Raw genomic sequence first — 23,694 nt, 5'->3', positions numbered from 1 at the left:
GGTATCCTGCTGAAGTGTATACACCCTCAGCCCGAGAATACTTCCACCCGGAACCGCCTGAGTACCCGTTTCATGACCGTACGATCCAGGTCACCCAGTGTGGGCGGATATGCATAGGCAGCCGCAAGGTGAACTTCAGTACCGTGTTTGCGGGCCAGTATGTAGGGATTAGAGAGATCGCTGACGAGATCTGGCTTGCCGGAAGGCCGGACCCCAGCTTTATGGATTATGATCTAGGATTCTTTGACGAGGATGTGGGGCGGGTTGAACCCGCCACCAATCCGTTTGTACCGGAACTGTAAACCATGTGCCCGGTATAATCTGTAAAGGATGTCTCCGGTACAGACCTTCTGCAAATGGTCGGTGTGAGAGGATTCGAACCTCCGACCCCTTCCTCCCGAAGGAAGTGCGCTACCAGGCTGCGCTACACACCGAGTTTTTGAGGAGCGCAAATATACCAGAGCCCCGTGCGGGAACCAAGGGCCTCTCACTTGCGCCGGGCCTGCTCGCTTAACTTCAGTAGATCCCCGCCCACTTGGCAATAAGCTGGCTCATCAGGCTGAAGCCGACTACCACCACCATCAGCAAAAACAGTAGCCTGATGGGCTTGAACGGCTTGCGTTCCACCGAATTGACGCCGCGGGTGACGAATTCGTCCACCTTCGCCTGATCTTCGGGATACAGGCGAGGCGCGTTATCTGTTTGGGCATTTTGATCGGACATCACATCCTCCCGGAAGCAGGTTCCATATTCTCCCCGCATGCCGCGGAAATGTCACCTGTCTGCCATGGTCTCGACCAGATCAGGGCGAGCGGTGGCCCGCGGTAGAACGCGCGGGCCAACCGCCGGTTCAGGGTCAGCCCGCTACGTCAAACAGCGCGTCCGGCATATCCATCAGGTTTTCAGCGCCGGAGAGCAGTGCCTGCTTGTGCGCGAGCGTGCGCGGCAGCAAACGGTCAAAGTAGAATCGCGCCGTCATCACCTTCGCCTCGTAGAAGGCGGTATCACCCTCGGCGGCGGCGATTTTCTGCCGCGACAGCACCGCCATACGCGCCCAGAAGTACGCCAGGGTGACGTAGCCGCTGTACATCAGGTAGTCGACCGCCGCAGCCCCGGCTTCGTCCGGATTCTGCATCGCTTTCTCGCCAATCTTCAGCGAGAGCTCCAGCCACTCGTCCTTGTAGGCCTTGAGGACACTGGTGAACTGCTCATCCGCCGCATCGGTGTTGGCGTCGCAGAAGGCACCGATGATTTCGGTGAAGCCCATCAGCAGTTTGCCGCCGGAACCGAGCACCTTGCGGCCAATCAGGTCGAGCGCCTGAATGCCGGTGGTGCCTTCGTACAGCATGGCAATGCGCGCGTCGCGCACAATCTGCTCCATGCCCCACTCCTTGATGAAGCCGTGGCCCCCGTACACTTGCACACCCAGGTTGGCAGCTTCAAAACCGGTTTCGGTGACGAAGGCCTTGGCGATGGGTGTCAGCAGCGCCAGCAGCTCATCGGCGGCCTTGGCGTCGTTCTCACTGCCGGTGTGCACGATATCACCCTGCTGGGAAAGGAAATACAGCAACGCGCGGCTGCCTTCCACAAGCGCTTTCTGCGTCAGCAGCATGCGGCGCACGTCGGGGTGCACGATGATGGGGTCCGCGGGGCCATCCGGGTTTTTCGGGCCGGTGAGGCTGCGCATGGCCAGACGGTCGCGCGCATAGGCCAGCGCGCCCTGGTAGGAAAGCTCGCCGTGCGCCAGGCCCTGGATTGCAGTGCCTATCCGCGCGGTGTTCATGAAGGTGAACATGGCGTTCAGGCCGCGGTTGGGCGGGCCTATCAGGTAACCGGTAGCACCATCGAAGTTCAGCACACAGGTCGCGGAGGCCTTGATCCCCATCTTCTTTTCGATGGAGGCGCAGTGCACACCATTGCGCTCACCCAGGCTGCCGTCGTCGTTCACGTTGAACTTGGGCACGATAAACAGGGAAATACCCTTGGTGCCCTCGGGCGCGTCGGGGAGGCGCGCCAGCACGATGTGCACGATATTCTCGGCCATATCGTGCTCACCGGCACTGATAAAGATTTTGGTGCCGGAGATGGCGTAGCTGCCATCTGCCTGCGGCTCGGCCTTGGTGCGCAGCAGGCCCAGGTCGCTGCCGCAATGAGCCTCGGTGAGGCACATGGTGCCGGTCCAGCCGCCTTCGACCAGTCGCGTCAGGTACTTTTGCTTCTGCGCCTCGTCGCCGTGCTCTTCGATCGTTTTGATGGCACCGTGGCTGAGCCCGGGGTACATCAACCACGACCAGTTGGCGGTGCCTGCCAGTTCGTTGGCGACAATGCCCAGCAAATCGGGCATACCCTGACCGCCGTAAGCGGTGTCGGCAGACAACGCTGGCCAGCCGTTGGCCACGAATTGCTGGTAGGCCTCGGGGAAACCCTTGGGCGTGGTGACAACGCCATCCTTCCAGCTGCAACCTTCCTCATCACCCGGCTCGTTAAGCGGTGACAACACGTTCTCAGCGAACTTGGCGCCTTCTTCCACGATAGCGTCCATCAGCTCCTGCGTGGCCTCTTCATAGCCGGGCAGGCGCTTGTACAGAGCCTCGGATTCAAGCAATTCGTTCATCACAAACCGGATATCCCGGAGCGGCGCTTTGTACTGCGGCATGCTGTTACCTCGCAATGCAGTTGGACCCATGTTTTCGGTGCTCACATTTTGCGCGAATTACAACCGAAGTCAAATATCTTTTACAGAATTTGCCAAGCAGCGCACAGTGGCGAGTGGACAGCCTATACTGGTAACTGGTGCTGAGAGGAGGCCGCCGGACACAGCCCGGAGCTTATAAAAGTGCTTTTATATCAATATGTTGGGCCGCAACCTCAGGATCGAAGGGCGACAGATGGGGGAGCTCACCCAGCAGGGGCGCCGGCAACAGTTGACGCAATGTGTCCACATTTTCCTCGTGGCAAGACATGCGCTCGCCGGGCTGATTAGCCACCCAGCCCGCCAGACGCAGGCCATCGGCGCGGATGGCTTCGGCGGTGAGCAGGGCGTGGTTGATACAGCCGAGACGCATACCCACCACCAGGATCACATCACTTCCCAGTGCCACGGCGAGGTCCGCCAGGGTTTCGCGCGGGCCCAGTGGCACGCGCCAGCCGCCGGCACCTTCCACCAGCACCAGGTCCGCCCCGCTGGCAAAGACACCGCGACAGAGACCGGCCAGGCGCTCCACCTGCAGCCGCTTGCCCACCCGTGCCGCAGCGATGTGCGGCGCAATCGCGGGCTGCAGGGCCACCGGATTGACCTGCTCGTAGGGCAGGGAGATGTTCATGGCCGCCTGCAAGGCAAGCGCATCCTCATTGTGCCCCTGCGCGTCGCAGCCCGCTGCCACGGGCTTGACGGCGGCTGTGCGCAGCCCCAACGCCCCGGCCGCGTGCAGCAGCGCGCAACTGACCGCCGTCTTGCCCACTTCGGTGTCGGTGCCGGTCACAAAATACCTGCGGCTCATGGCTTCTCCAGTGTCCCGTAGATCACGTCATAGGTGGCGGGCAGCCCGCTGGGCGCGCGCCATGTTTCGTAGGCCCGCACCATGGCCGCAAGGCGCTGGCGGCCAGTCAGGCCGGACGGGCGCTTGCTGTTCATATTGTGCGCACCGAGGGTTTTCAGCTCGTGGAGGAGGTCCGTCGCCTTGTCATAGCGCAGCACGATGCGCTCGCTGTGCAGCGTGAGACGCACGCCGGGTGTGGCATCGGCGGCGGCCTGCAGCACTGCCGGCGGCAGAAAGTCATTCACATGCTGACCGCCGTCCGCCGCCGCCCAGGCGTCTCGCAACTCGTGCAGGGTCGCCGGGCCGAGGGAGCTGAAAAAGCACCGCCCGCCGGCAGCCAGTACCCGGGCCAATTCGGCAAACAGCAGGTCCGGGCGGTAGCACCACTGGAAAGCCAGGCTGCTGAACACAAGGTCTATGGAACCCGCTGCCAGGGGCAAGGCTTCGGCGTCCCCGGCGACCCAGGCGGTGCCCTCGGGGTGCTGGGTACGCGCCCAGGAGAGCATGCCCTGGGCGAGGTCCAGACCAATATAACCTGCCTCCGGATAGCGCGCGGCCAGCTGCGGCTGGAAATAGCCTGTACCACAGCCGAGGTCCAGCACTGTGGCGGGGGGCTTGCCCACCGGAGGGTACAGACGAAGCAAGCGCTCACCAACATCACGTTGCAGGGCCGCAACGCTATCATAGCGCGGCGCGGCGCGGCTGAAGGATTGGGCAATCGCCTGCTTGCTCACGGGCGCCTGCTGGGCTGCCACCGTGGCTTCGGTGGCGGGGGCATCGCACGCAACAATACGGTGCAGGGCTGTTGCCAGCGCAACCGGCGCCGCAAGGGGCAGCGCGTGGCACGTACCCGTCAAGGTCTCTACGGAGGCTGCTGCCGTTCCCGCCAACAGCTCACGCAGGCTCTCACCGAGGCCTTCAGGCACCAGCGCATCCGCGGCGGCAAGCAAGTGCTGCTGCGGGCAGCTCAGCGCGGGCAGCACGCTGCGCATATCCAGCTCCGCCAACCACTGCAAGCCGGCAGCCAGCGCCGGCGTGGACCAATCGGCACCCTGCGCGGCCAGTTGACGCGCCAGTGCACGCTCTTCGGCATGCCCCTGGCACTGCAGTGTGATGAAACGACGTAACGTACGTGCAGGATTGCGCGCCAGACCGTGCTGAAAACTCGCCAGCTCTGCGGGCGCCACACCCGGCCAGCTGCCCTCGGCGCTGAACCGCGGGTTACTGGCCACGGTGACCAGCCCGCTTACGCGCTGCGGCGCCTGCGTTGCCAGCGCTGCCGCCAGCTGCCCGCCCAGCGACCAGCCGACGTATACGGCCCGCGATGGCGCAAGGGCCAGTACTTGGTCCACCACCTCGTGCACCGAGGCAACCGGGCGCCAGTCAATCAAGGTCACGTTCGCCCAGACACGCAGGGCACCGAGCAACGGGCGCCAGCAATCACTGCTGCCCGCCCAGCCGTGCAGCAGCACCAGGTCTACAGGTGAGGGCTGATTCGCGCGCAAGTACTCGGCTGTGACGGCTACGTCAGGCACCTGGCCAGCACTCCGCCAGCGCGTCCAGCAGGGCGGTGACCTGCTCCGGGGAGTGCGCCGCAGTGAGTGTAATGCGCAGGCGCGAGGTGCCGGTGGGCACCGTGGGCGGGCGAATGGCACTGATCAGGAAGCCCCGTTCACGCAGGCGCTGGCTGAGACGCATAGCGCGTTCCGGGTCACCCACCAGCAGCGGCTGGATCGCACTGGATGACGCCATCAGCGGCAAACCACTGTGCGCGGCGCCGCGGCGAAACAGGTCGATCAGCTGCTCGAGGTGTGTGCGCCGCCAGGCTTCCTCACCAAGCAGTTGCAAAGCGGTAAGGCTCGCCGCCGCCAGTGCGGGTGGCATTGCGGTGGTGTAGATGTAGTTCCGTGTGGACTGGATCAGTGCCTCGATAAGCAGTTCGCTGCCCGCCACAAACGCACCGGAGGTACCCAGTGCTTTGCCCAGGGTTGCCATCAGCACCGGCACATCGCGCTCGGTCAACCCTGCCGCCTGCAGGCTGCCGGCGCCGCTGGCGCCGTGTACACCGAAGCCGTGGGCATCATCGACCATCAGCCAGGCCTGATGGCTGGCGCAGGTGGCTGCCAGCTCTGCCAGCGGTGCTGTGTCGCCGTCCATGCTGAACACACCGTCAACGGCAACCAATGCTGGCCCGGGGGCCGCGCCGAGTTTGCGCGCCAGGTCGGCGCAGTCGTTGTGTGCGAAACGGCGCAGCCGTGCGCCGCTGTGCAAGCCACCGTCCAGCAGGGATGCATGGTTCAACCGGTCCTGGAGTACGGTATCGCCGGGCTGCAGCAGGGCCTGCAGCACGCCGGTATTCGCGGCGTAGCCGCTGGAGAACAACAGGGCCCGAGGCCTGCCGGTAAACGCGGCGAGGGCCTCTTCCAGTTCGCGGTGCGGGCCGCTGTGGCCACACACCAGGTGCGATGCCCCGCTGCCCACCCCCCAGCGCTCGGCGGCAGCGCGCAAGCTGGCAATCACCCTGGGGTGGGCGGCCAGGCCGAGGTAGTCGTTGCTGCAGAAATTGATGTACTCGCGGCCGGCCAGCCGCACCGCCGGCCCCTGCGCCGACTCCAGAGTCAGGCACTGGCGATACAGTCCGGCCGCACGGCGCGCTTCCAGCACCGCCCGGAGACGCTGCGGAAAGGCCTCCTTCACGGCGTCGGCGGCTAGTGCGCCACCGCGGCTGCGTCGTAGAACTGGGGCGTCGGCACTGCGGGAGCGCTGTCCACCTCGCGCTGCTCCGGGCGAATGCCCAGACGCTGGAACAGCGCCATGTCGGCATTCGCCTGAGGGTTGGGCGTGGTGAGCAGCTTCTCACCGTAGAAGATGGAGTTGGCGCCGGCAAAGTAGGCCAGTGCGTGCATCTGCTCGTTCATTGACTCGCGCCCGGCGGACAGGCGCACGTGAGACGCGGGCATGAGAATGCGCGCCACCGCAATGGTGCGAATAAAATCAAAGGGATCCAGGTCTGCCTCATCCGCCAGCGGCGTCCCCTCTACCCGCACCAGCATGTTGATGGGCACGCTTTCGGGGTGCTCGGGCAGGTTGGCCAGCTGCTGCAGCAGGCCGGCGCGGTCGCGCTGCGACTCGCCCATGCCCACAATGCCGCCGCTGCACACTTTCATACCGGCCTCGCGCACGTGGCCGAGGGTATCGAGCCGATCACTGTAGGTACGTGTGGTGATGACTTCCCCGTAATACTCAGGAGAGGTGTCGAGGTTGTGGTTGTAGTAATCGAGACCGGCCTCGGCCAGCTCCTTCGCTTGCGCTTCGGTGAGCATGCCAAGGGTCATGCAGCTCTCCAGGCCCAGTTCGCGCACCCCTTTGACCATGGCCACCACATAGGGCATGTCACGCGCCTTGGGCGAGCGCCAGGCGGCACCCATACAGAACCGCGTCGCACCGCTGGACTTCGCCGCCTGCGCCTGCGCCAGTACTTTGTCCACCTCCATCAGCTTTTCCGCTTCCAGCCCGGTGTCGTAACGGTTGCTCTGCGGGCAGTAGGCGCAATCCTCGGGGCAGGCGCCGGTTTTGATGGAAAGCAGCGTGCTCACCTGCACTTCGTTCGGGTCAAAATAGGCTCGGTGCACGCTGTGCGCACGAAACAGCAGGTCGTTGAAAGGCAGCGCCAGCAGCGCCTCGATTTCTCCGCGGCTCCAGTCATGGCGAAGGGTGGCGGGCGCGGTAGCAGGAGCATTCATGACGGATATCCATGGCAAGAAACAAGATCATGACATGATAAGCTGCGGCGGCGCGCTGTCAACCTGGGGCGCACCCTTTGGTTAACAGGTGGGGCCGCCAGCTGCTGGACGGGCTGTTTCCACAGCTTTGCCTGTTATGCCGGCTGCCGAGCGCCAGCCACCTGCCTCTGTGCGCCTGTTGCGCCGCGCAGCTGGTGGAAAACCACACGTGCTGTCGCTGCTGTGCGCTGCCGCTGCCGGACGGCAATGCGGGGTTGTGCGCAGCCTGCATACAACGCCCACCGGCCCTGGACCGGGTTATCGCGCCCTTCCTGTACGAGCCGCACATCGGCTACATCATTGCCCGCTGGAAATTCCAGCGGCAACGGCACCTGAGCGGTTTGCTGGCAGAACTCTGGCTGTCCACAGTGGAACCGCCGCGGGACCGCGATTTGCTGCTGCCCGTACCCATTCACTGGCGCCGGCTGCTGGGCCGCGGTTTCAACCAGGCGACGCTGTTGGCGATGGCACTGCAGGACCGCGACCCCAACCTGCAGCCACTGCCGCTACCTTCGCGAGTGCTGTGCCGAACGCGCGCAGCGCCCGCTCAATCCACCCTCACTGCACACCAACGCGCGCACAATTTGCGCGGTGCGTTTGCTCTGGGGGCCTCTGTAAAAGGGCAGCGCATTGCGGTGATCGATGATGTGATGACCACCGGGGCCACCGCCGAAGCCATCGCCAGGTTGCTGAAGCGCGCCGGCGCAGCGGATGTGCAACTCTGGTGTCTGGCTCGCACCCCGCCTCCGGCGACCTGATACACTGCGCGCGTCGCACCGCTGGCCGCGGTGGCAGCCTGGAGCACCCTGATGAGCCCTGCCGAACACCCCTACGATCGACTGTCACCCGACTGTGTTATCGATGCCGTCGAGTCTGCCGGCTACCTCTGCGACGCGCGCCTGCTGGCGCTGAACAGCTATGAGAACCGCGTCTATCAGGTTGGCATTGAGGACGCACAACCACTGATTGCCAAGTTCTACCGGCCGGGGCGCTGGACGGATGAGCAGATTCTGGAGGAACACGCCTTCAGCCTGGAGTTACAGGACGCGGAAATCTCCGTGGTCGCACCACTGGTTGACGCCTCCGGCAACAGCCTGCACCGGCACGAGGGCTTTCGCTTTGCGCTCTTTCCGCGCCGCGGCGGCTACCCGCCGGAACTGGATAACATGGACAGCCTGCTGGTACTGGGCCGCACTCTGGGCCGCATCCACACAGTGGGCGCCAGCGCGCGCTTTCAGTACCGCCCCACGCTGAGCGTCGAGAATATGCTCACGCACAACCGCGGCTACCTGCTGGAGCACTTTATTCCCCGCGACCTGCAACCGGCCTACGACAGCCTCACCCGCGACCTGCTGGCGGTGGTTCTGCCGCTGTACGGCGAGGTGCAGGACGAAGACCTGATACGCGTGCACGGCGACTGCCACATCGGCAACATCCTCTGGCGCGACGACTGCGCTCACTTCGTCGACCTGGACGACTGTTGCATGGCACCGGCGGTGCAAGACCTGTGGATGTGCCTGAGCGGCGAGCGTCATGAACGCGAGCTGCAGCTAGCCGAGCTGATAGAGGGTTACAACGAATTCGGTGATTTCGCACCGCGCCAGCTGCGCTGGGTAGAAGCCCTGCGCACCCTGCGGCTGGTCAACTACGCCGCCTGGCTGGCCCGCCGCTGGAGCGACCCCGCGTTCCCGCGCAGCTTCACCTGGTTCAACACCGAGCGCTACTGGGCAAGCCACGTGCTGGAGCTGCGCGAACAGCTCGCGGCGCTGCAGGAAGAGCCCCTGCGCCTCCTTTAGCGCAATGCCAACTGAGGGGTGCGGCCGGCTAGGTGTGGCCGGCCAGGTGCGGGCACGCGGAATACACTAACTCCGCGGCGCTCCGGCGGGATAAACCACCGACCACAGCCAGCGCAGCAGCGAATTCTCGCGCAGCACTTCGCGGTCAACGGCATCGAAGAACGCCTCCGCGCCCGCCGGGTCGGCAAACAGGTCCATACGCGTGGTGAAGCCCCGGTCCGGGTCCAGCTCCTTCACCACCCGCGCCGGGTTCCCGGCTACCACCACATTCGCCGGCACATCGCGGGTCACCACCGCCTGCGCGGCCACCACACTGTTGGCGCCAATGGTGACGCCCTTGAGTACGGTGGCGTGGTCACCCAGCCAGACGTTGTCACCAATGTGTACCGGGGTGGGTTCCGGGGCGCGCGCCGTGCGGTCGTACAGCGTGTGCCAGTCCGAGTCCGTGATGTAGGACCCGTTGGCCATCATCACGCCATCGCCAAGCACGATTTCGTCACTGGCACTGAGGCGGGCTCCGGGGCTCATCAGCACACAATCACCGATCTGAATGCGACCCTGCCCGGCCTCGCGGCCCCAGACGCCGATCTGCACACGGTGCATGGGTTCGCCAATCGCAGTGAAACAGCGCCCGATTCGAATGTTGGCGCCGGAAATATGCACGTACCAGGGCTTCATGATGGTGTGATGCGCCCCCAACTCGGTGCAGCGCGGGCGCAGGAAATACTCCGCATACCAGCGCCGGTAGCGCAGGTAGAGTTGTTTCAGCCAGTACGGACGAAGGTCCTGGTGCATGGTGCAATTCCCTGTTTGGTCGTCGTGCCAGTGCGATTTATGATGGCAACCCCGCCGGCGCAACTCAAGCGCCCGCCTCACTGTTACAGGAGCAGACCCCGCGTGCAAGCTTCATCCCGCCCGGTCAGGAGCAACCAGCAGGGGCTGCACCCACGGCTGGCCCAGACCGTGCGCCGGCACCTCGAACGGCCCAGCCAGAGCCCACTGGCGCCCCACAACAAGGCGGCGTGGGATGCGCTGGCAGAGCACCTGGCGAGCGAACCGAGGCCACTGGTGTTGGACTCTTTTTGTGGCACGGGCATGAGCACGGCGCAGCTGGCCACCGCACATCCGCAGCATCTGGTGATCGGTATCGACCGCTCAGCCCATCGGCTGGCACTGCATCAGGGCGAGAATCGGCAGTATGTGTTGCTACAGGCCGAGTGTGAGCCGCTGTGGCGGGAACTGGTCCGCGCCGGGCACCGCGTCGATTATCACTACCTGCTGTACCCCAACCCCTGGCCCAAGGCACGCCACCTGCAGCGGCGCATCCACGGCCACCCCGGCTTTGCTGACCTGCTGGCGCTGGGCGGCAGTGTGGAACTGCGCTCCAACTGGCCGCTTTATGTGGAGGAATTCGGTGTGGCGATGCACCTCGCCGGGGTTCGGGGCTGTGTGCAGGCGGTGCCCGAGGCCCCGCCCCTGACGCGCTTTGAAGACAAGTACCGGGCCAGCGGCCACGCCTTGTGGCGGTATCAGGGGCGGATACGCTAAAGTATGCGCCCGGAAACGAGGAACTGACATGCCCATCAGGAAAGCCGATCCAGTCTGGGACCGGATAGTGCGCGAAACGCAGCAGCATGCGGCGGAAGAACCGATACTCGCCAGCTATCTGCACGCCACCATTCTCAACCACAACAACCTGGAGTGTGCACTGAGCTTCCACCTGGCCACCCAGCTGGACAGTCCAACCGTGTCCTCCCTGTTGCTGCGCGAGGTGATTCTCGAAGCACTCAAGGACGATGCCAGCCTGCGCAAGGCCATTCGCGCCGACTTGCTCGCGGTCGAGGAGCGTGACTCGGCCTGTCAGGAAATCTACATACCCTTCCTGTACTTCAAAGGCTTTCACGCCCTGCAAACCCACCGCGTGGGCCACTGGTTATGGCAGCGCGGGCGCCACTCCCTGGCGCTGTTTTTCCAGAACCGGGTGGCAGTGGAATTTGCGGTGGACATTCACCCGGCCGCCACACTCGGCAAAGGCATCATGCTCGACCACGCCACCGGCCTGGTGATTGGAGAGACCGCGGTGGTCGGCGACGACGTGTCGATTCTGCAGTCGGTCACGCTGGGGGGCACGGGCAAGGAACACGGTGACCGGCATCCGAAAATCGGCAACGGTGTGCTGATCAGTGCCGGGGCGAAAATTCTGGGCAATATCCGGGTCGGCGACGGGGCCAAAGTGGGAGCCGGCAGCGTGGTGTTGGACGAAGTGCCGCCGCATACCACCGTGGCGGGCGTGCCGGCCAAAGTGGTGGGCAAGCCGGCATCACAGTCACCCGCGCTGGAGATGGATCACAGCTTCTGCTGCGACCCCGAGCAGGAAATCGCCTGCGAAGACGCAGCACAGGCGCAACGCCAGCGCTGACGCCGCCCTCAGTCGTTGTGGTGGTACTGGGGCGAGAACTCCTGCACCGCATCCACAAAGGCAGTGACGTGATCCGGGTTCACACCCGGCGTGATGCCGTGACCCAGGTTGAACACATGGCCGGGGCCGTGGCCATAACCCGACAGTATGCTCGCCACCTCCTCGCGGATACGCGCTGGCGAGGCATATAGCATGGAGGGGTCCATATTGCCCTGCAGGGCAACCCGATCACCCACCTGCGCGCGCGCTGCGCCGATGTCCGTGGTCCAGTCGATTCCCACCGCCTGCGCGCCGGCATCGGCGATGGCGGGCAGCCACTGGCCACCCCCCTTGGTGAAGAGGATCACCGGCACTTTGCGCCCATCGGCCTCGGTAGGCAGGCGGCTGATAACGCGCTGCATGTACTTCAGTGAAAATTCCTTGTAGCCGGCAGCACTCAGGGAACCACCCCAGGTGTCGAATATCTGCAGCGCCTGGGCGCCGGCATGCACTTGCTCGGTCAGGTAATCGGCCACTGCATCGGCCAGCAGCGCCAGCAACTGGTGCATGAGTTCAGGCTGGTCATAGGCCATGGCCTTCACCCGGGCGAAATCCTTGGAGGAGCCGCCCTCCACCATGTAGGTCGCCAGCGTCCAGGGGCTGCCGGAAAAGCCGATCAGCGGCACGCTGCCGTTCAGCTCACGGCGAATGGTGCGCACCGCATTCATGACATAGCCCAGGTCATCCGCCGCCTTGATCGCCTTGAGCCCGGCGAGGTCCGCTTCGCTACGCACCGTCTTGCGGAACTTGGGGCCTTCGCCTTCTTCGAAGTAGAGGCCCAGGCCCAGCGCGTCGGGCACGGTGAGAATGTCGCTGAACAGAATTGCCGCATCCATCGGGTAGCGACGCAGCGGCTGCAGGGTGACCTCACAGGCCAGTTCGGCGTTCTTGCACAGGTCAAGAAAGGAGCCCGCCTGTTCGCGGGTGGCGCGGTACTCAGGGAGATAGCGCCCGGCCTGGCGCATCATCCACACCGGGGTGCGGTCGACGGGCTGGCGTTGCAGGGCGCGCAGGAAGCGGTCGTTCTTCAGTTCGGTCACAGGGTCTCCGTGTGCAGATTAGCGGCCAGGTTCAGACCTCGAGAAAATCCAGAATGCCCTCGGCGGCCTGACGTCCTTCCCAGATAGCGGTAACCACCAGATCGGAACCGCGCACCATGTCACCACCGGCAAATACCTTGGGGTTGGTGGTCTGGAAGCGGTACTCCTGCTCCTCCGGGGCCACCACGCCCTCCCATTCATTGACCTGTACACCCAGCTCGCGCAGCCAGGCGGGCGGATCGGGCTGGAAGCCAAAAGCAATGATGACCGCATCCGCTTCCAGCACTTTCTCGCTGCCGGGCACAGGCTGAGGCCGACGGCGGCCACCGGCATCCGGCTCGCCGAGCTCGGTTTGCACCATCTTGACACCGCAGGCGCGGCCGAAATACTCGACAATCTCGACCGGCTGGCGATTGAACAGGAACTCCACACCTTCTTCGCGGGCATTGGCCACTTCCTTGCGGGAACCTGGCATGTTCACTTCGTCACGACGGTAGGCGCAAATCACGTGCTCCGCCTGCTGGCGCACGGCCGTACGCACACAATCCATGGCGGTGTCGCCGCCGCCGAGCACCACCACGCGCTTGCCCTTGAGGTTCACGTAGTCCGCCGGATCCTGCTCATAGCCCCGGTTGTGATTCACGTTGCCGATCAGGTAGGGCAGCGCCTTGTGTACGCCGGGCAGGTTTTCGCCCGGGAAGCGGCCCTGCATCGCCTTGTAGGTACCCATACCGAGGAATACAGCGTCGTACTCTTCCATCAGCTCAGCCACACTGATGTCGCGGCCCACCTCGGTGTTCAACCGGAACTCGATACCCATGCCCTCGAACACCTCGCGACGGCGCACCATCACGTCTTTCTCCAGCTTGAACTCCGGAATACCGAAGGTCAGCAGGCCACCGATTTCCGGGTAGCGGTCAAACACCACGGGCGTGACGCCGGCACGGGTCAGCACGTCAGCACAGCCCAGGCCCGCAGGGCCCGCACCGATGATCGCCACTTTCTTGCCAGTGGGCACCACCTTGGACATGTCCGGGCGCCAGCCCATGGCGAGCGCCGTGTCGGTGATGTATTTCTCGGAGGAGCCGATAGTCACCGCTCCGTAGCCATCGTTCAGCGTGCAGGCGCCCTCGCAGAGCCGATCCTGTGGGCACACGCGCCCACACACCTCAGGCAGCGTGTTGGTCTGGTGGCTGAGTTCCGCCGCCTCGAACAGGTTGCCCTCACTGACCAGCTTGAGCCAGTTGGGGATGAAGTTGTGTACCGGACACTTCCATTCGCAGTAGGGGTTGCCGCACTCCAGACACCGGTGCGACTGCTCGGCCGCACGGTCCGCCGTGAAGGATTCATAGATCTCGACGTACTCTGTCTTGCGTGTCTCCACGCTTTTCTTGTTCGGGTCCGTGCGGCCCACGTCGATAAACTGGAAGTCATTCGACAAACGCTTGCTCATAACGCTTTCGCCTCCCGGCGCCTAGTCGGTGTTACGCAGACGTGAAAGCAGCTGGTTGAAATCCGCCGCCTTTGGCTTGACCAGCCAGAACTTGCCCACGTAATCCTCAAAGTTATCCAGCAATTCCGCACCCCAGGCCGACCCGGTTTCCTGCGCGAACTCACGTATCGTGGTGCGCAGGTGATTGCGGTAAGGCTCCATGTACTCGGAATTGACCCGGTGGATATCCACCAGTTCACTGTTGTACTTGTCGATAAAGGAGCGGTCCTGGTCCAGCACGTAGGCAAAACCACCCGTCATGCCGGCACCGAAGTTCACGCCCGTAGGGCCCAGCACGGTCACCGTGCCGCCTGTCATGTATTCGCAACAGTGGTCGCCCGCTCCTTCCACAACCGCCTGTGCGCCGCTGTTGCGCACGGCAAAACGCTCGCCGGCGATGCCAGCGGCATACAGCCTGCCACCGGTGGCGCCGTAGAGACAGGTGTTGCCGATAATCACCGTGTCCTGAGAACGAAAATTGGCATCGCGTGCGGGGTAGACCACCAGCTTGCCGCCGGCCATGCCCTTGCCCACATAGTCGTTGCAGTCACCCTCCAGATACATGTGCAAGCCGCCCGCGTTCCACACGCCAAAACTCTGCCCGGCCGTGCCGGTCAGACGCAGCACAATCGGAGCATCTTCCATGCCGTTGTTGCCGTAGCGCTGGGCAATTTCACCCGAAAGCCGCGCGCCGATGGAGCGGTCGCAGTTGGTCAGGGCAAATTCATACTCGCCGCCGCTGCGTGATTCGATCGCGGGCAGGGCCGCAGCCACCATGGCCTCGGCTTTCTCCGCGCGGTCGAACGGGTAGTTGGCAACCACCTGGCAGTACTCGGGCAGCCCCTCGGAGCTGCCATCCTTGTGCAGTATGGGGCCCAGGTTCAGGCGCGCCTGCTTCGGCGTATCGCCGGGCAGCCGTTCCAGCAGGTCGGTACGCCCGATCAGGGCCTCCAGGGATGGCACACCCAGGCGCGCCAGCCACTCGCGCGTTTCCATGGCGATGAAAGTGAAGAAATGGGTGACCATTTCTATGGTGCCGTTGAAGTGGTCTTGGCGCAGCTTTTCGTTCTGCGTGGCAACACCGGTAGCACAGTTGTTGAGGTGACAGATGCGCAGGTATTTACACCCCAGCGCCACCATGGGGCCCGTGCCGAAACCGAAGCTCTCGGCTCCCAGTATCGCCGCCTTGACCACATCCAGCCCGGTTTTCAGGCCGCCGTCGGTCTGCAGACGAATGACACCGCGCAGCCCATTGCCGCGCAGGGTCTGCTGCACCTCGGCCAGGCCAAGCTCCCAGGGCGAACCGGCATAGCGGATGGAGGTGAGTGGGCTGGCAGCGGTACCGCCATCGTAGCCACTGATGGTGATCAGGTCCGCATAGGCCTTGGCAACGCCCGCCGCGATGGTCCCCACACCCGGCTCGGACACCAGCTTCACCGACACCAGCGCCTTCGGGTTAACCTGCTTGAGGTCAAAAATCAGCTGCGCCAGATCCTCGATCGAATAGATATCGTGGTGCGGCGGGGGAGAAATGAGCGTCACGCCCGGCACCGAATAGCGCAGGCGTGCAATCAGCTCGTTCACTTTACCGCCGGGCAGCTGCCCGCCTTCACCGGGCTTGGCGCCCTGCGCCACCTTGATCTGCAGTACCTCGGCGTTCACCAGGTAATGCGGGGTAACGCCAAAACGGCCCGAGGCGATCTGCTTGATCTTCGAGCTGCGCTCAGTGCCGTAGCGGGCGGGGTCTTCACCGCCTTCGCCCGAGTTGGAACGCGCACCCAGCCGGTTCATCGCCGCAGCCAGCGCCTCGTGCGCTTCAGGGCTCAGTGCCCCCAGCGACATGCCGGCGGAATCGAAGCGCGGTAAAATGGCCGTGATGGGCTCGACATCATCGAGCCCCAGCGGTGTAGCCGCCAGCACCGGTTGCAGCAGGTCGCGAATGGTTGCCACCGGGCGTGAGTTGACCAGCTCGGCGTAGCGTTGATAGATCGCGTAGTCCCCCGTGGCGACCGCCTGTTGCAGGGTAGTGACCACATCGGGGTTGAAGGCGTGGTATTCCTGCCCGTGCACATACTTCAGCAGGCCGCCCTGTTGCAGCGGCTTGCGCGGGTTCCAGGCCACTTTTGCCAGACGTTGCTGGTCACCTTCCAGTTCCGCGAAGCCGGCGCCTTCTATGCGCGAGGCCACGCCGCAGAAGGCGGTATCCACCACTTCACGCGCGAGCCCAACGGCCTCGAACAACTGCGCGCCGCGGTAGGAGCTGACCGCGGAAATGCCCATTTTGGACATGATCTTGAGCAGACCCTTGTTGATGCCCTTGCGGTAGTTCTTGTAGCAGGTGCTCGGTTCGCCCAGCAGTTCACCATCGCGGATCAGATCCTCGAGCACGCTGTAGGCGAGATAGGGATAGATGGCCGTTGCGCCAAACCCGAGCAGACACGCCACCTGATGGGAGTCACGGGCACTCGCGGTTTCAATCACCAGGTTCGCATCACAGCGCAGGCCCTGGCCAATGAGGTGGTGGTGCACGGCGCCGGTCGCCATCAGGCTGTGAATCGGCAGGCGCTCACGCGCGATCGAGCGGTCGGAGATAATCAGAATGGTGGCGCCCTTGCGCACCGCCTGTTCCGCGGTATCCACAAGCCGGGCCAGCGCCTGCTGCAAATCCATCTCGGCGGGGTCGTAGGTGCCATCGATGTCGCACACTTCGAAGCCGGGCCGATTCATTGTCAGCAGCGTATTGAACTTGCCCTGGGACAGGACCGGCGAGCTCAAGATCACGCGGTCGGCGTGTTCCGGACCCTCGTGGAACACGTTCTTTTCTGCGCCGAGATCGGTTTCCAGCGACATCACGATGGCCTCGCGCAACGGATCGATCGCGGGGTTCGTCACCTGGGCAAACTTCTGCCGGAAGAAGTCGTACAGGGGCCGTTCATGGCGCGAGAGCACGGCCATGGGCGTATCGTCGCCCATGGAGCCCACCGCTTCATTGCCAGACTCCGCCAGCGGGCGCAACACCTGGTCGCGCTCCTCAAACGTCACTTGGAACATCTTCTGGTAGGGCATGAGCATGTCTGGCTCAATACCGGGCGCCTGCTCACCGCCAAAGGTTCCCTCTACATGGTAGGAGTTTTCCTTCAGCCAGCGCTTATAGGGATGACGGCTCTTCAAGCGGTTGTCGATATCCGCGGTGTGCAGCATCTCGCCGGTTTGGGTATCCACCATGAGAATCTGGCCGGGGCCGACACGCCCCTTGGCGATCACGTCCTCGCTGCGGTAGCCGTGGGTGCCCACTTCGGATGCCAGGGTGATGAAGCCATCCTTGGTCTTGACCCAGCGCGCCGGGCGCAGGCCATTCCGGTCCAGCAGGCAGACAGCGTAGCGCCCGTCGGTGAGCACGATGCCGGCGGGGCCGTCCCAGGGCTCCATGTGCATGGAGTGGTATTCGTAGAAGGCACGCAGGTCCGGGTCCATGTCCTCCATGTTCTGCCACGCCGGGGGAATCAGCATGCGCAGGGCACGCGGCATATCCACACCGCCGGTCAGCAGCACGTCGAGCATGTTGTCGAGGCTGGAGGAATCGGAGCCGGTGCGGTTCACCAGCGGCGCAATATCACTGATATTGGGCAAGCGGTCGGTCTGGAAGAGGGCAGTTCGCGCCTCGGCCCAGTTGCGGTTGCCGTCGATGGTGTTGATCTCGCCGTTGTGAGCCAACAGGCGGAAAGGTTGCGCCAGCGGCCAGCGGGGCATGGTGTTGGTGGAGAAACGCTGGTGGAACACGCAGATCGCGGTTTCCAGGCGCTCATCGTCCAGGTCGTGGTAGAAGCGCGGCAGGTCCACCGGCATCACCAGGCCCTTGTAGGCGATCACACGCCCCGAGAGGCTGCAGATGTAGAAATCGGGGTCGCTCTCGTTGGCCATCTCGGCTTTGCGCCGCGCCACAAACAGGCGGGTGGACAGCTCATCCGCTGTGAGGCCAGGCGCGCTGAAGAAGATCTGTTCAATGCGCGGCAGGGTGGCCAGGGCGATTTCGCCACACACGCTGCTGTCCGTGGGTACTTCGCGCCAGCCGACAACCGTCAACCCCTGATCGACAAGCGCCTGCTCCATGGCGGCGCGTGCGGCGGAAGCGCGGGCTTCATCCAGATTGAGGAATATCTGCCCGACACCAAAAGGCTCGTCCAGCTCTGCGCCAAAGGCCTCGCGCGCCAGGGTGCGCATGAAAGGCACGGGCATCTGCAACAACAGGCCACAGCCGTCACCGGTTTTGCCGTCCGCCGCAATACCGCCGCGGTGCGTCATGCATGTCAGCGACTCGATGGCGGTCTGCAACAGACGGTGGCTGGCATCGCCCGCACTGTGGACGATCAGGCCGAAGCCACAGTTGTCGCGGAATTCTTCAGGGCTAAACAAGCCTGCACTCATACTGTGTCCAGAATAGGTAATGAAAACAAACGGTTACACCGACACGCCCCGTGCCTCGGCAGCACTCGGGCGAAAGGGGGAGGTCATTTTACACAGTTGGGCAGCGTGGAACAAACCGCCCTAACAGGCGCTCTCCGCGCGGGCTGCGGCGGCAGCCAGCAAGTCCTCAAGCTCCTGCGTTTTCACATCGGCCACAATGCAGGCCTCGCCGATGGAACGCAGCAGCACCAGGCGCAACTGGCCGTCCACGACTTTCTTGTCGCGCCCCATAAGGTCGATGAACATGGCCGGGGACATGCCCGCAGGCACATCCAGTGGCAGCTGCGCGGCGCGCAGCAAGGACTCCAGCCGTGCCACTTCTTCCGCGGCCACCCAGCCACGGGCGACCGACAGGCGCAGCGCCAGCAGCATGCCCACCGCCACCGCCTCCCCGTGCAGCCAATTGCCATAACCCTGCGCGGTTTCAATGGCGTGGCCGAAGGTATGCCCGAGGTTCAGTATTGCGCGCACCCCGCCCTCACGCTCATCGGCCGCGACCACACTGGCCTTCAGCGCGCAGCTTCGCTCTATGGCCTCCGCCAGTGTGCTGTCATCACGGGCGAGCAGCCGCGGCATCGCCTGCAGCAACCAGGCGTAGAACTCCGCGTCGCAGATCAGGCCGTATTTTATCACCTCCGCGAGCCCCGCGGACAGTTCGCGCAGGGGCAGCGTATGCAGACTGTTGGTGTCAATCAGGACGGCACGCGGCTGGTGGAAAGCGCCGATCATGTTCTTGCCCAGCGGGTGATTGACGGCCGTCTTGCCGCCCACGGAAGAATCCACCTGGGCGAGCAGTGTTGTCGGCACCTGAATGAACTCGACGCCACGCTGGTAGCAGGCTGCCGCGAAGCCCGTGATATCACCCACCACCCCACCGCCCAGGGCAATGAGGGTGGTGCTGCGGCTGTGGCGATCCGCCAGCAGGCGTTCCAGAATGTGCTCGAAGGTTGCCAGTGTCTTGTGCTGTTCGCCGTCAGGCAGGATGATCTCCGTGATGCGGCGACCCTCGCCCAGGGCCGCACGCAAGCGCTGCACATACAGTGGCGCCACCGTGACATTGCTGACGATAGCCACCTCGCGCCCGCGCAAGTGCCCGAGCAGCAGCTGTGGGTCGGCAAACAAGTCGCGGCCGATGTAGACCGGATAGCTGCGCTCAGCCAGATCGACATGGACGGTATGCATGATGACAGACACGGGGGAACTCCAGAGCAAAGAACCGCTATTCTAGCCTTGCGATCCCCGCCCTGTCTTTAGTGCTCGGGGGAGAGCGCCTCCATCAGGCGCTGGGCGACGGTGCGCGGGCTGCAACCGTCAGTATCAATGACATAGTCGGCAATTTCGCGATACAGGGGGTCGCGTACCGCAAACAGCTCGCGCAGCACGGTGGCCGGGTTGCCGGTCTGCAACAGGGGACGCTTGCGGTCGTTGCGCGTGCGACGGGTCTGCTCTTCGACTGTGGCGTGCAGATAGATCACGAAACCGCGCTTGCCCAAGGCATCCCGGTTTTCCGGCCGAATGATAACGCCGCCGCCGGTGGCCAGGACGATGTCGTCCATCTGCGTCATTTCCTCCACCACCTGCTGCTCGCGGTCGCGGAAACCGGACTCACCCTCTACGTCGAAGATCCAGGGGATATCCGCGCCGGTGCGATGCTCGATTTCGGTGTCCGTGTCCGCAAACGCCAGACCCAGCTGGCGTGCGAGGTACTTGCCGATGGTGCTTTTGCCGGCCCCCATGGGGCCGACCAGAAAGACGCGGTGCAAATCCGGCATGAGACGTGAAGCGCGCCCTAGTCCAGCAGACTGTCGGCGAGAATACGCGGGGTGATGAAGATCAGCGTTTCCGTCTTGGTCTTGGAGTTGGACTCATTGCGGAACAGGCGGCCCACGTAGGGAATATCGCCAAAGAACGGCACTTTGGTCACCGACTCGATGTCTTCGGTGCGGAACACACCGCCCAGCACGACCGTTTCGCCGTTGCCCACCAGCACCTGTGTGGTCAGCTCGGTGGTATCAATGGAGGGAATAAAGCCGCCCTGACCACTCGGTACCAGGTCGCCCAGTGAATCCTGGGTGATGATCAGGTCGAGCAGGATACGATCATCGGGAGTGATGTTCGGCGTCACGTCGAGCTGCAGCACCGCTTCCTTGAAGGAGGTGGTGTTCTGGCCGCTGAGCGAGCCTTCCTGATAGGGAATTTCGGAACCTGACTTGATGATCGCCTTTTGCTTGTCGCCGGTAATCACCTTCGGCTGGGACACCACCTCGCCATTGCCTGCCGCTTCCAGAGCCGACAACTCGGCGGTCAGAAACAGATCCTCACTGGTGAACCCAATGGCGAAACCACCCGCCTTGGAGGCAACACCCAGGTCGACCATCAGGGCGCCGGGGAAATTGACGCTGCTGGCCGTGCCATCAATGACCGACTGATTGATCGCCGCCACGTTGGCGGTGTCGCCGGAGATCGACACTGCATTGCCGTTCACGTCCGAGTCGACAAAGCCGCCGCCCCATTCGATGCCCAACTCCTGTTCCAGGTCGGACTGGGCGATAACAATACGCGCCTCAATCATTACCTGGCGGATCGGAATGTCCACGAGGTCGATAAGGTCGCGGATTTCCGCCAGTTTGGAAGCGGTTTCCGTCACGATCAGGGAATTGGTGCGGGGCTCCACAATCACCGAGCCACGCGGGGAGATCAGCGTACCGCCGTCTTCCGAACCCGCTTCAAACAGGCTCACCACACTCGCCGCACTCGCATAGCGAATGCGAATGAACTCGCTCTGCAGCGGCGCCAGTTCGGCAATCTGCTTGTTGGCTTCGATTTGCTGGCGCTCACGTTCGGCGATCTCCGCCGCCGGTGCCACCATCAATACGTTCCCCACCTGACGCTTGTCCAGGCCTTTGGTGCGCAGCACCAGCTCCAGCGCCTGATCCCAGGGCACGTTCTGCAGGCGCAGAGTAATGCGGCCGGATACCGTGTCGCTCGCCACGAGGTTGAGCTCGGTAAAGTCGGCAATCAACTGCAGTACAGCGCGCACTTCAATGTCCTGGAAGTTCAGCGAGATACGCTCTCCGACATACGTGAACTCGTCGCGGCGCTCTTCCAGTTCTTTCTTGGTAAGGGGCTTGACCGCAATAACGTACTGGTTATCGGTCTGGTAGGCGAGGTAATCGAACTCACCCGTGGTTTTCAGGGTTAAGGTAGCGCCGCGCTCTGCACTGTTGACGTCGACGCTGGTCACCGGCGTGGCGAAATCCGTAACATCAAAGCGGCGCATCAGGTGTTCCGGCACGCTGGTGTCGAGGAACTGCACGCGGATATCGCCGCGCTCACTGAACACGTTGACATCCACCGACGGGTTGCTGAGCTCAAGGGTCAGGCGCGCTTCGCCACCGCCGGCGCGCTGGAACTGCAGGTCGTTGATTGATGAGCGCTCGCGCGCGACCTGTTCTACGCGGGCGGTGAGAGCGTTGGGATCGCTGGACGGCTTGACATAATCACCGCTGCTTTCCTGGCCCACCACCAGGAACAGGCTATTGCCTTCAACGCGGGTTTCGTAGGGCACCAGTTTGACCAGGTTCAATACCAGACGCGTACGGTCGCCCGACTCCAGCACAACCACGCCAGTGGCGTTGCCATAGGGCAGGGAATAGCTTTTCTGCGGCAGGGCACTGCGTGTACCCGGGAAGTCGATGGCGATACGCGCCGGCTTCTCGATGGTATAGGCCTCCATGGGAGGCGGCGTTTCATCGAAATCCAGCCGCACCTCGATCTTGCTGCCAGGGCGCGAAGCGAACTCGATATCCGTCACTGCCGGCGCGGCCAGCACGGCCTGACCGAGGAGGCTGAAAACCAGTAATGCTGCCAGCCGTTGCAGTGCAAAACTCCGTCTGCAAGATCCCTCTTTCACGGCACTATTCCCCAAATTTGCTGTATTTTTCAACATGGCTGTCACCAATGGCCCCTGCGTCAGATGCCGCTTAGATCGATTGTCCGCGGACGCTCCACCCACCCGTCTGCGGTACCGTCACTGACGATCTCTACCACCGCTACGAAGGTATCCGTCATCTCGACGATCCGACCGTGGTTACGACCCAGGTAATTACCCAGGCGCACGCGGTGCACCCCTCCATCCGGGTCCCGGATAAGGGACCACTGTGTACCTCCGCGCTCCAGCGAACCCACCATCGTCAGCGAGTCGAAGGTGTACTGCTCGAGGAACTCGCGAGCCCGCTTTTCATCGGGCTTGATCGCGCTGATGGCCTGCATTTGCGTGATGTCACGCACCTCTACAGGCCGATCGAAGGGGCTGCGCAGTGCAGTGGCACTGTAGGCAAACGCCTCGTAAGCCTGGAAGGTCGGGATCGGCGCGATGATGCCGCCCGGCCGCGCACGCTTCTCCGCCATAAAGGCGTCGAGGTCACTGAAACTATCCGTTCCGCAGGCTGTCAGCAGCAGGGCTGCAGATACCGCGACTGCGGTCAGGCGCCACTCCGTGCTCATGCTAGCCCTCTCCATCCTTGTAGCGATAGGTCTTGGCAGTAATGCTCATGTTGAGCGCGTTGCTGTTACCCGCCGGCGCCGAGATCGAAAAATCGTGCAGCGTCACAATCCGCGGCAGGCCCGCCATGCCGCTGATGAAGGCCCCCAGGTCGTGGTAGGAACCTGTAGCCGTGATGGCAATCGGCAGCTCGACATAGAACTCGCGTGCCTGTTCCGGCTGCAGTGCAATGCTGTTGATTTCCAGGCCGTTCATAAGGCCCTTGTTGGTGATGTCTTCCAGCAGGCCGGGCACTTCGGTGTCGCTCGGCAGCTGGCTGACCAACGCACCAAAGGACTCTTCCATTTCCACCATCTGCGCCTTGTAGGCCTCAAGGTTGGCAGCCTGGAAAGCCTTTTTCTCATAGTCCTGCCGCAGGCGTTCTTCCTCGGCCTGCACGTTGCCCAGGGTCAACTGCAAATCCTTGATGTGGTAGTAGTAACCGCCCGCGACAACCACCACCAGCAGCAGCACGCAGAGCACCGCCTTGACCGCAGTGGGCCAGGAGCCGATATTGTCGAAATCGATGTCGTTGACATCAAACTCGCGGAGACTGCGCAGGGTATCTTCGAATGCCATG

General features: G+C 63.4%; 19 protein-coding genes, 1 tRNA gene and 1 pseudogene. 5 read left to right on the top strand and 16 right to left on the bottom strand.

Features of this window, described 5'->3' with window-relative positions; all coding sequences use genetic code 11:
• Positions 1-302 (top strand): annotated as a pseudogene (locus G533_RS0114930) (IS481 family transposase); the annotation flags it as partial.
• 55 nt (positions 303-357) lie between these two features.
• On the opposite strand, the gene G533_RS0114925 reads toward G533_RS0114930, so the two are convergent.
• The 7 genes from G533_RS0114925 to bioB all read right to left on the bottom strand — a co-directional run bounded on the left by G533_RS0114925 (position 358) and on the right by bioB (position 7,282).
• Positions 358-434, bottom strand: a tRNA-Pro gene (locus G533_RS0114925).
• Between the two features lie 82 nt (positions 435-516).
• Entirely contained in the window at positions 517-723 is a 207-nt protein-coding gene (locus G533_RS0114920; RefSeq protein ID WP_027950653.1) for a DUF3094 family protein, read from the bottom strand.
• 133 nt (positions 724-856) lie between these two features.
• Complete coding sequence (locus G533_RS0114915; RefSeq protein ID WP_027950652.1) at positions 857-2,656, bottom strand: acyl-CoA dehydrogenase C-terminal domain-containing protein; 1,800 nt, start codon at positions 2,654-2,656, stop codon at positions 857-859.
• A gap of 172 nt (positions 2,657-2,828) precedes the next feature.
• Positions 2,829-3,500: a dethiobiotin synthase gene (gene bioD / locus G533_RS0114910; RefSeq protein WP_027950651.1), complete on the bottom strand. Its 672-nt coding sequence runs from the start codon at positions 3,498-3,500 to the stop codon at positions 2,829-2,831.
• Positions 3,497-5,074, bottom strand: a complete 1,578-nt coding sequence (gene bioC / locus G533_RS24055) for a malonyl-ACP O-methyltransferase BioC (RefSeq protein ID WP_158413425.1) — start codon at positions 5,072-5,074, stop codon at positions 3,497-3,499. Before bioC ends, bioD begins: the two co-directional genes overlap by 4 nt.
• A complete protein-coding gene (bioF, locus tag G533_RS0114900; RefSeq protein ID WP_027950649.1) occupies positions 5,067-6,236 on the bottom strand; it encodes an 8-amino-7-oxononanoate synthase in 1,170 nt (389 codons plus the stop codon). Before bioF ends, bioC begins: the two co-directional genes overlap by 8 nt.
• An 11-nt stretch (positions 6,237-6,247) precedes the next feature.
• Positions 6,248-7,282 carry a biotin synthase BioB gene (bioB, locus tag G533_RS22215; protein WP_035528367.1) on the bottom strand — a complete coding sequence of 345 codons (1,035 nt, stop codon included), beginning with the start codon at positions 7,280-7,282 and terminating at the stop codon, positions 6,248-6,250.
• 77 nt (positions 7,283-7,359) lie between these two features.
• Here bioB and G533_RS0114890 point away from each other — a divergent pair, with 77 nt between their 5' ends.
• Entirely contained in the window at positions 7,360-8,079 is a 720-nt protein-coding gene (locus G533_RS0114890; protein WP_051230416.1) for a ComF family protein, read from the top strand.
• Positions 8,080-8,130: 51 nt separating this feature from the next.
• On the top strand, positions 8,131-9,117 hold the full coding sequence (locus G533_RS0114885; RefSeq protein WP_035528365.1) for a serine/threonine protein kinase: 987 nt from the start codon (positions 8,131-8,133) through the stop codon (positions 9,115-9,117).
• A gap of 66 nt (positions 9,118-9,183) precedes the next feature.
• On the opposite strand, the gene G533_RS0114880 is transcribed toward G533_RS0114885, so the two are convergent.
• Positions 9,184-9,912, bottom strand: a complete 729-nt coding sequence (locus G533_RS0114880; protein WP_027950646.1) for an acyltransferase — start codon at positions 9,910-9,912, stop codon at positions 9,184-9,186.
• A 102-nt stretch (positions 9,913-10,014) separates the two neighbouring features.
• Here G533_RS0114880 and trmB point away from each other — a divergent pair, with 102 nt between their 5' ends.
• Complete coding sequence (trmB, locus tag G533_RS0114875) at positions 10,015-10,665, top strand: tRNA (guanine(46)-N(7))-methyltransferase TrmB (RefSeq protein ID WP_027950645.1); 651 nt, start codon at positions 10,015-10,017, stop codon at positions 10,663-10,665.
• A gap of 28 nt (positions 10,666-10,693) precedes the next feature.
• The gene (cysE, locus tag G533_RS22210) at positions 10,694-11,536 is read left to right on the top strand and encodes a serine O-acetyltransferase (protein WP_051230414.1); all 843 of its coding nucleotides are present in this window, start codon (positions 10,694-10,696) and stop codon (positions 11,534-11,536) included.
• Positions 11,537-11,544: 8 nt separating this feature from the next.
• Here the strand turns inward: cysE and hemE are convergent, their stop codons facing one another.
• From hemE to G533_RS0114830, 8 genes are all read right to left on the bottom strand, one after another.
• A complete protein-coding gene (hemE, locus tag G533_RS0114865; RefSeq protein WP_027950644.1) occupies positions 11,545-12,615 on the bottom strand; it encodes a uroporphyrinogen decarboxylase in 1,071 nt (356 codons plus the stop codon).
• 31 nt (positions 12,616-12,646) lie between these two features.
• Complete coding sequence (locus G533_RS0114860) at positions 12,647-14,068, bottom strand: FAD-dependent oxidoreductase (protein WP_027950643.1); 1,422 nt, start codon at positions 14,066-14,068, stop codon at positions 12,647-12,649.
• Positions 14,069-14,089: 21 nt separating this feature from the next.
• Positions 14,090-18,532, bottom strand: coding sequence for a glutamate synthase large subunit (gltB, locus tag G533_RS0114855; RefSeq protein ID WP_027950642.1), 4,443 nt, complete (start codon positions 18,530-18,532; stop codon positions 14,090-14,092).
• 120 nt (positions 18,533-18,652) lie between these two features.
• On the bottom strand, positions 18,653-19,753 hold the full coding sequence (gene aroB / locus G533_RS0114850; RefSeq protein WP_027950641.1) for a 3-dehydroquinate synthase: 1,101 nt from the start codon (positions 19,751-19,753) through the stop codon (positions 18,653-18,655).
• Positions 19,754-19,821: 68 nt separating this feature from the next.
• Positions 19,822-20,343, bottom strand: a complete 522-nt coding sequence (gene aroK / locus G533_RS0114845; RefSeq protein WP_084639025.1) for a shikimate kinase AroK — start codon at positions 20,341-20,343, stop codon at positions 19,822-19,824.
• Between the two features lie 17 nt (positions 20,344-20,360).
• Positions 20,361-22,520, bottom strand: a complete 2,160-nt coding sequence (locus tag G533_RS0114840) for a type IV pilus secretin PilQ (protein ID WP_084639024.1) — start codon at positions 22,518-22,520, stop codon at positions 20,361-20,363.
• Positions 22,521-22,543: 23 nt separating this feature from the next.
• The gene (locus tag G533_RS0114835) at positions 22,544-23,077 is read right to left on the bottom strand and encodes a pilus assembly protein PilP (protein ID WP_027950638.1); all 534 of its coding nucleotides are present in this window, start codon (positions 23,075-23,077) and stop codon (positions 22,544-22,546) included.
• A gap of 1 nt (position 23,078) precedes the next feature.
• Positions 23,079-23,693, bottom strand: coding sequence for a type IV pilus inner membrane component PilO (locus G533_RS0114830; RefSeq protein WP_027950637.1), 615 nt, complete (start codon positions 23,691-23,693; stop codon positions 23,079-23,081).
• Position 23,694 lies beyond the last annotated feature (1 nt).

This window comes from Haliea salexigens DSM 19537, from assembly GCF_000423125.1.
Classification (GTDB): Bacteria; Pseudomonadota; Gammaproteobacteria; order Pseudomonadales; family Halieaceae; genus Haliea; species Haliea salexigens.
This window is presented reverse-complemented; position numbering and strand designations above follow the sequence as displayed.

What these genes read in the sequence shown, in the direction of transcription:
- G533_RS0114920 (WP_027950653.1), bottom strand. Translation starts at nt 723, where the DNA reads ATGTCCGATCAAAATGCCCAAACAGATAACGCGCCTCGCCTGTATCCC.
- G533_RS0114915 (WP_027950652.1), bottom strand. Translation starts at nt 2,656, where the DNA reads ATGCCGCAGTACAAAGCGCCGCTCCGGGATATCCGGTTTGTGATGAAC.
- bioD (WP_027950651.1), bottom strand. Translation starts at nt 3,500, where the DNA reads ATGAGCCGCAGGTATTTTGTGACCGGCACCGACACCGAAGTGGGCAAG.
- bioB (WP_035528367.1), bottom strand. Translation starts at nt 7,282, where the DNA reads ATGAATGCTCCTGCTACCGCGCCCGCCACCCTTCGCCATGACTGGAGC.
- G533_RS0114885 (WP_035528365.1), top strand. Translation starts at nt 8,131, where the DNA reads ATGAGCCCTGCCGAACACCCCTACGATCGACTGTCACCCGACTGTGTT.
- G533_RS0114880 (WP_027950646.1), bottom strand. Translation starts at nt 9,912, where the DNA reads ATGCACCAGGACCTTCGTCCGTACTGGCTGAAACAACTCTACCTGCGC.
- cysE (WP_051230414.1), top strand. Translation starts at nt 10,694, where the DNA reads ATGCCCATCAGGAAAGCCGATCCAGTCTGGGACCGGATAGTGCGCGAA.
- G533_RS0114860 (WP_027950643.1), bottom strand. Translation starts at nt 14,068, where the DNA reads ATGAGCAAGCGTTTGTCGAATGACTTCCAGTTTATCGACGTGGGCCGC.
- gltB (WP_027950642.1), bottom strand. Translation starts at nt 18,532, where the DNA reads ATGAGTGCAGGCTTGTTTAGCCCTGAAGAATTCCGCGACAACTGTGGC.
- aroB (WP_027950641.1), bottom strand. Translation starts at nt 19,753, where the DNA reads ATGCATACCGTCCATGTCGATCTGGCTGAGCGCAGCTATCCGGTCTAC.
- aroK (WP_084639025.1), bottom strand. Translation starts at nt 20,343, where the DNA reads ATGCCGGATTTGCACCGCGTCTTTCTGGTCGGCCCCATGGGGGCCGGC.
- G533_RS0114840 (WP_084639024.1), bottom strand. Translation starts at nt 22,520, where the DNA reads ATGTTGAAAAATACAGCAAATTTGGGGAATAGTGCCGTGAAAGAGGGA.
- G533_RS0114835 (WP_027950638.1), bottom strand. Translation starts at nt 23,077, where the DNA reads ATGAGCACGGAGTGGCGCCTGACCGCAGTCGCGGTATCTGCAGCCCTG.
- G533_RS0114830 (WP_027950637.1), bottom strand. Translation starts at nt 23,693, where the DNA reads ATGGCATTCGAAGATACCCTGCGCAGTCTCCGCGAGTTTGATGTCAAC.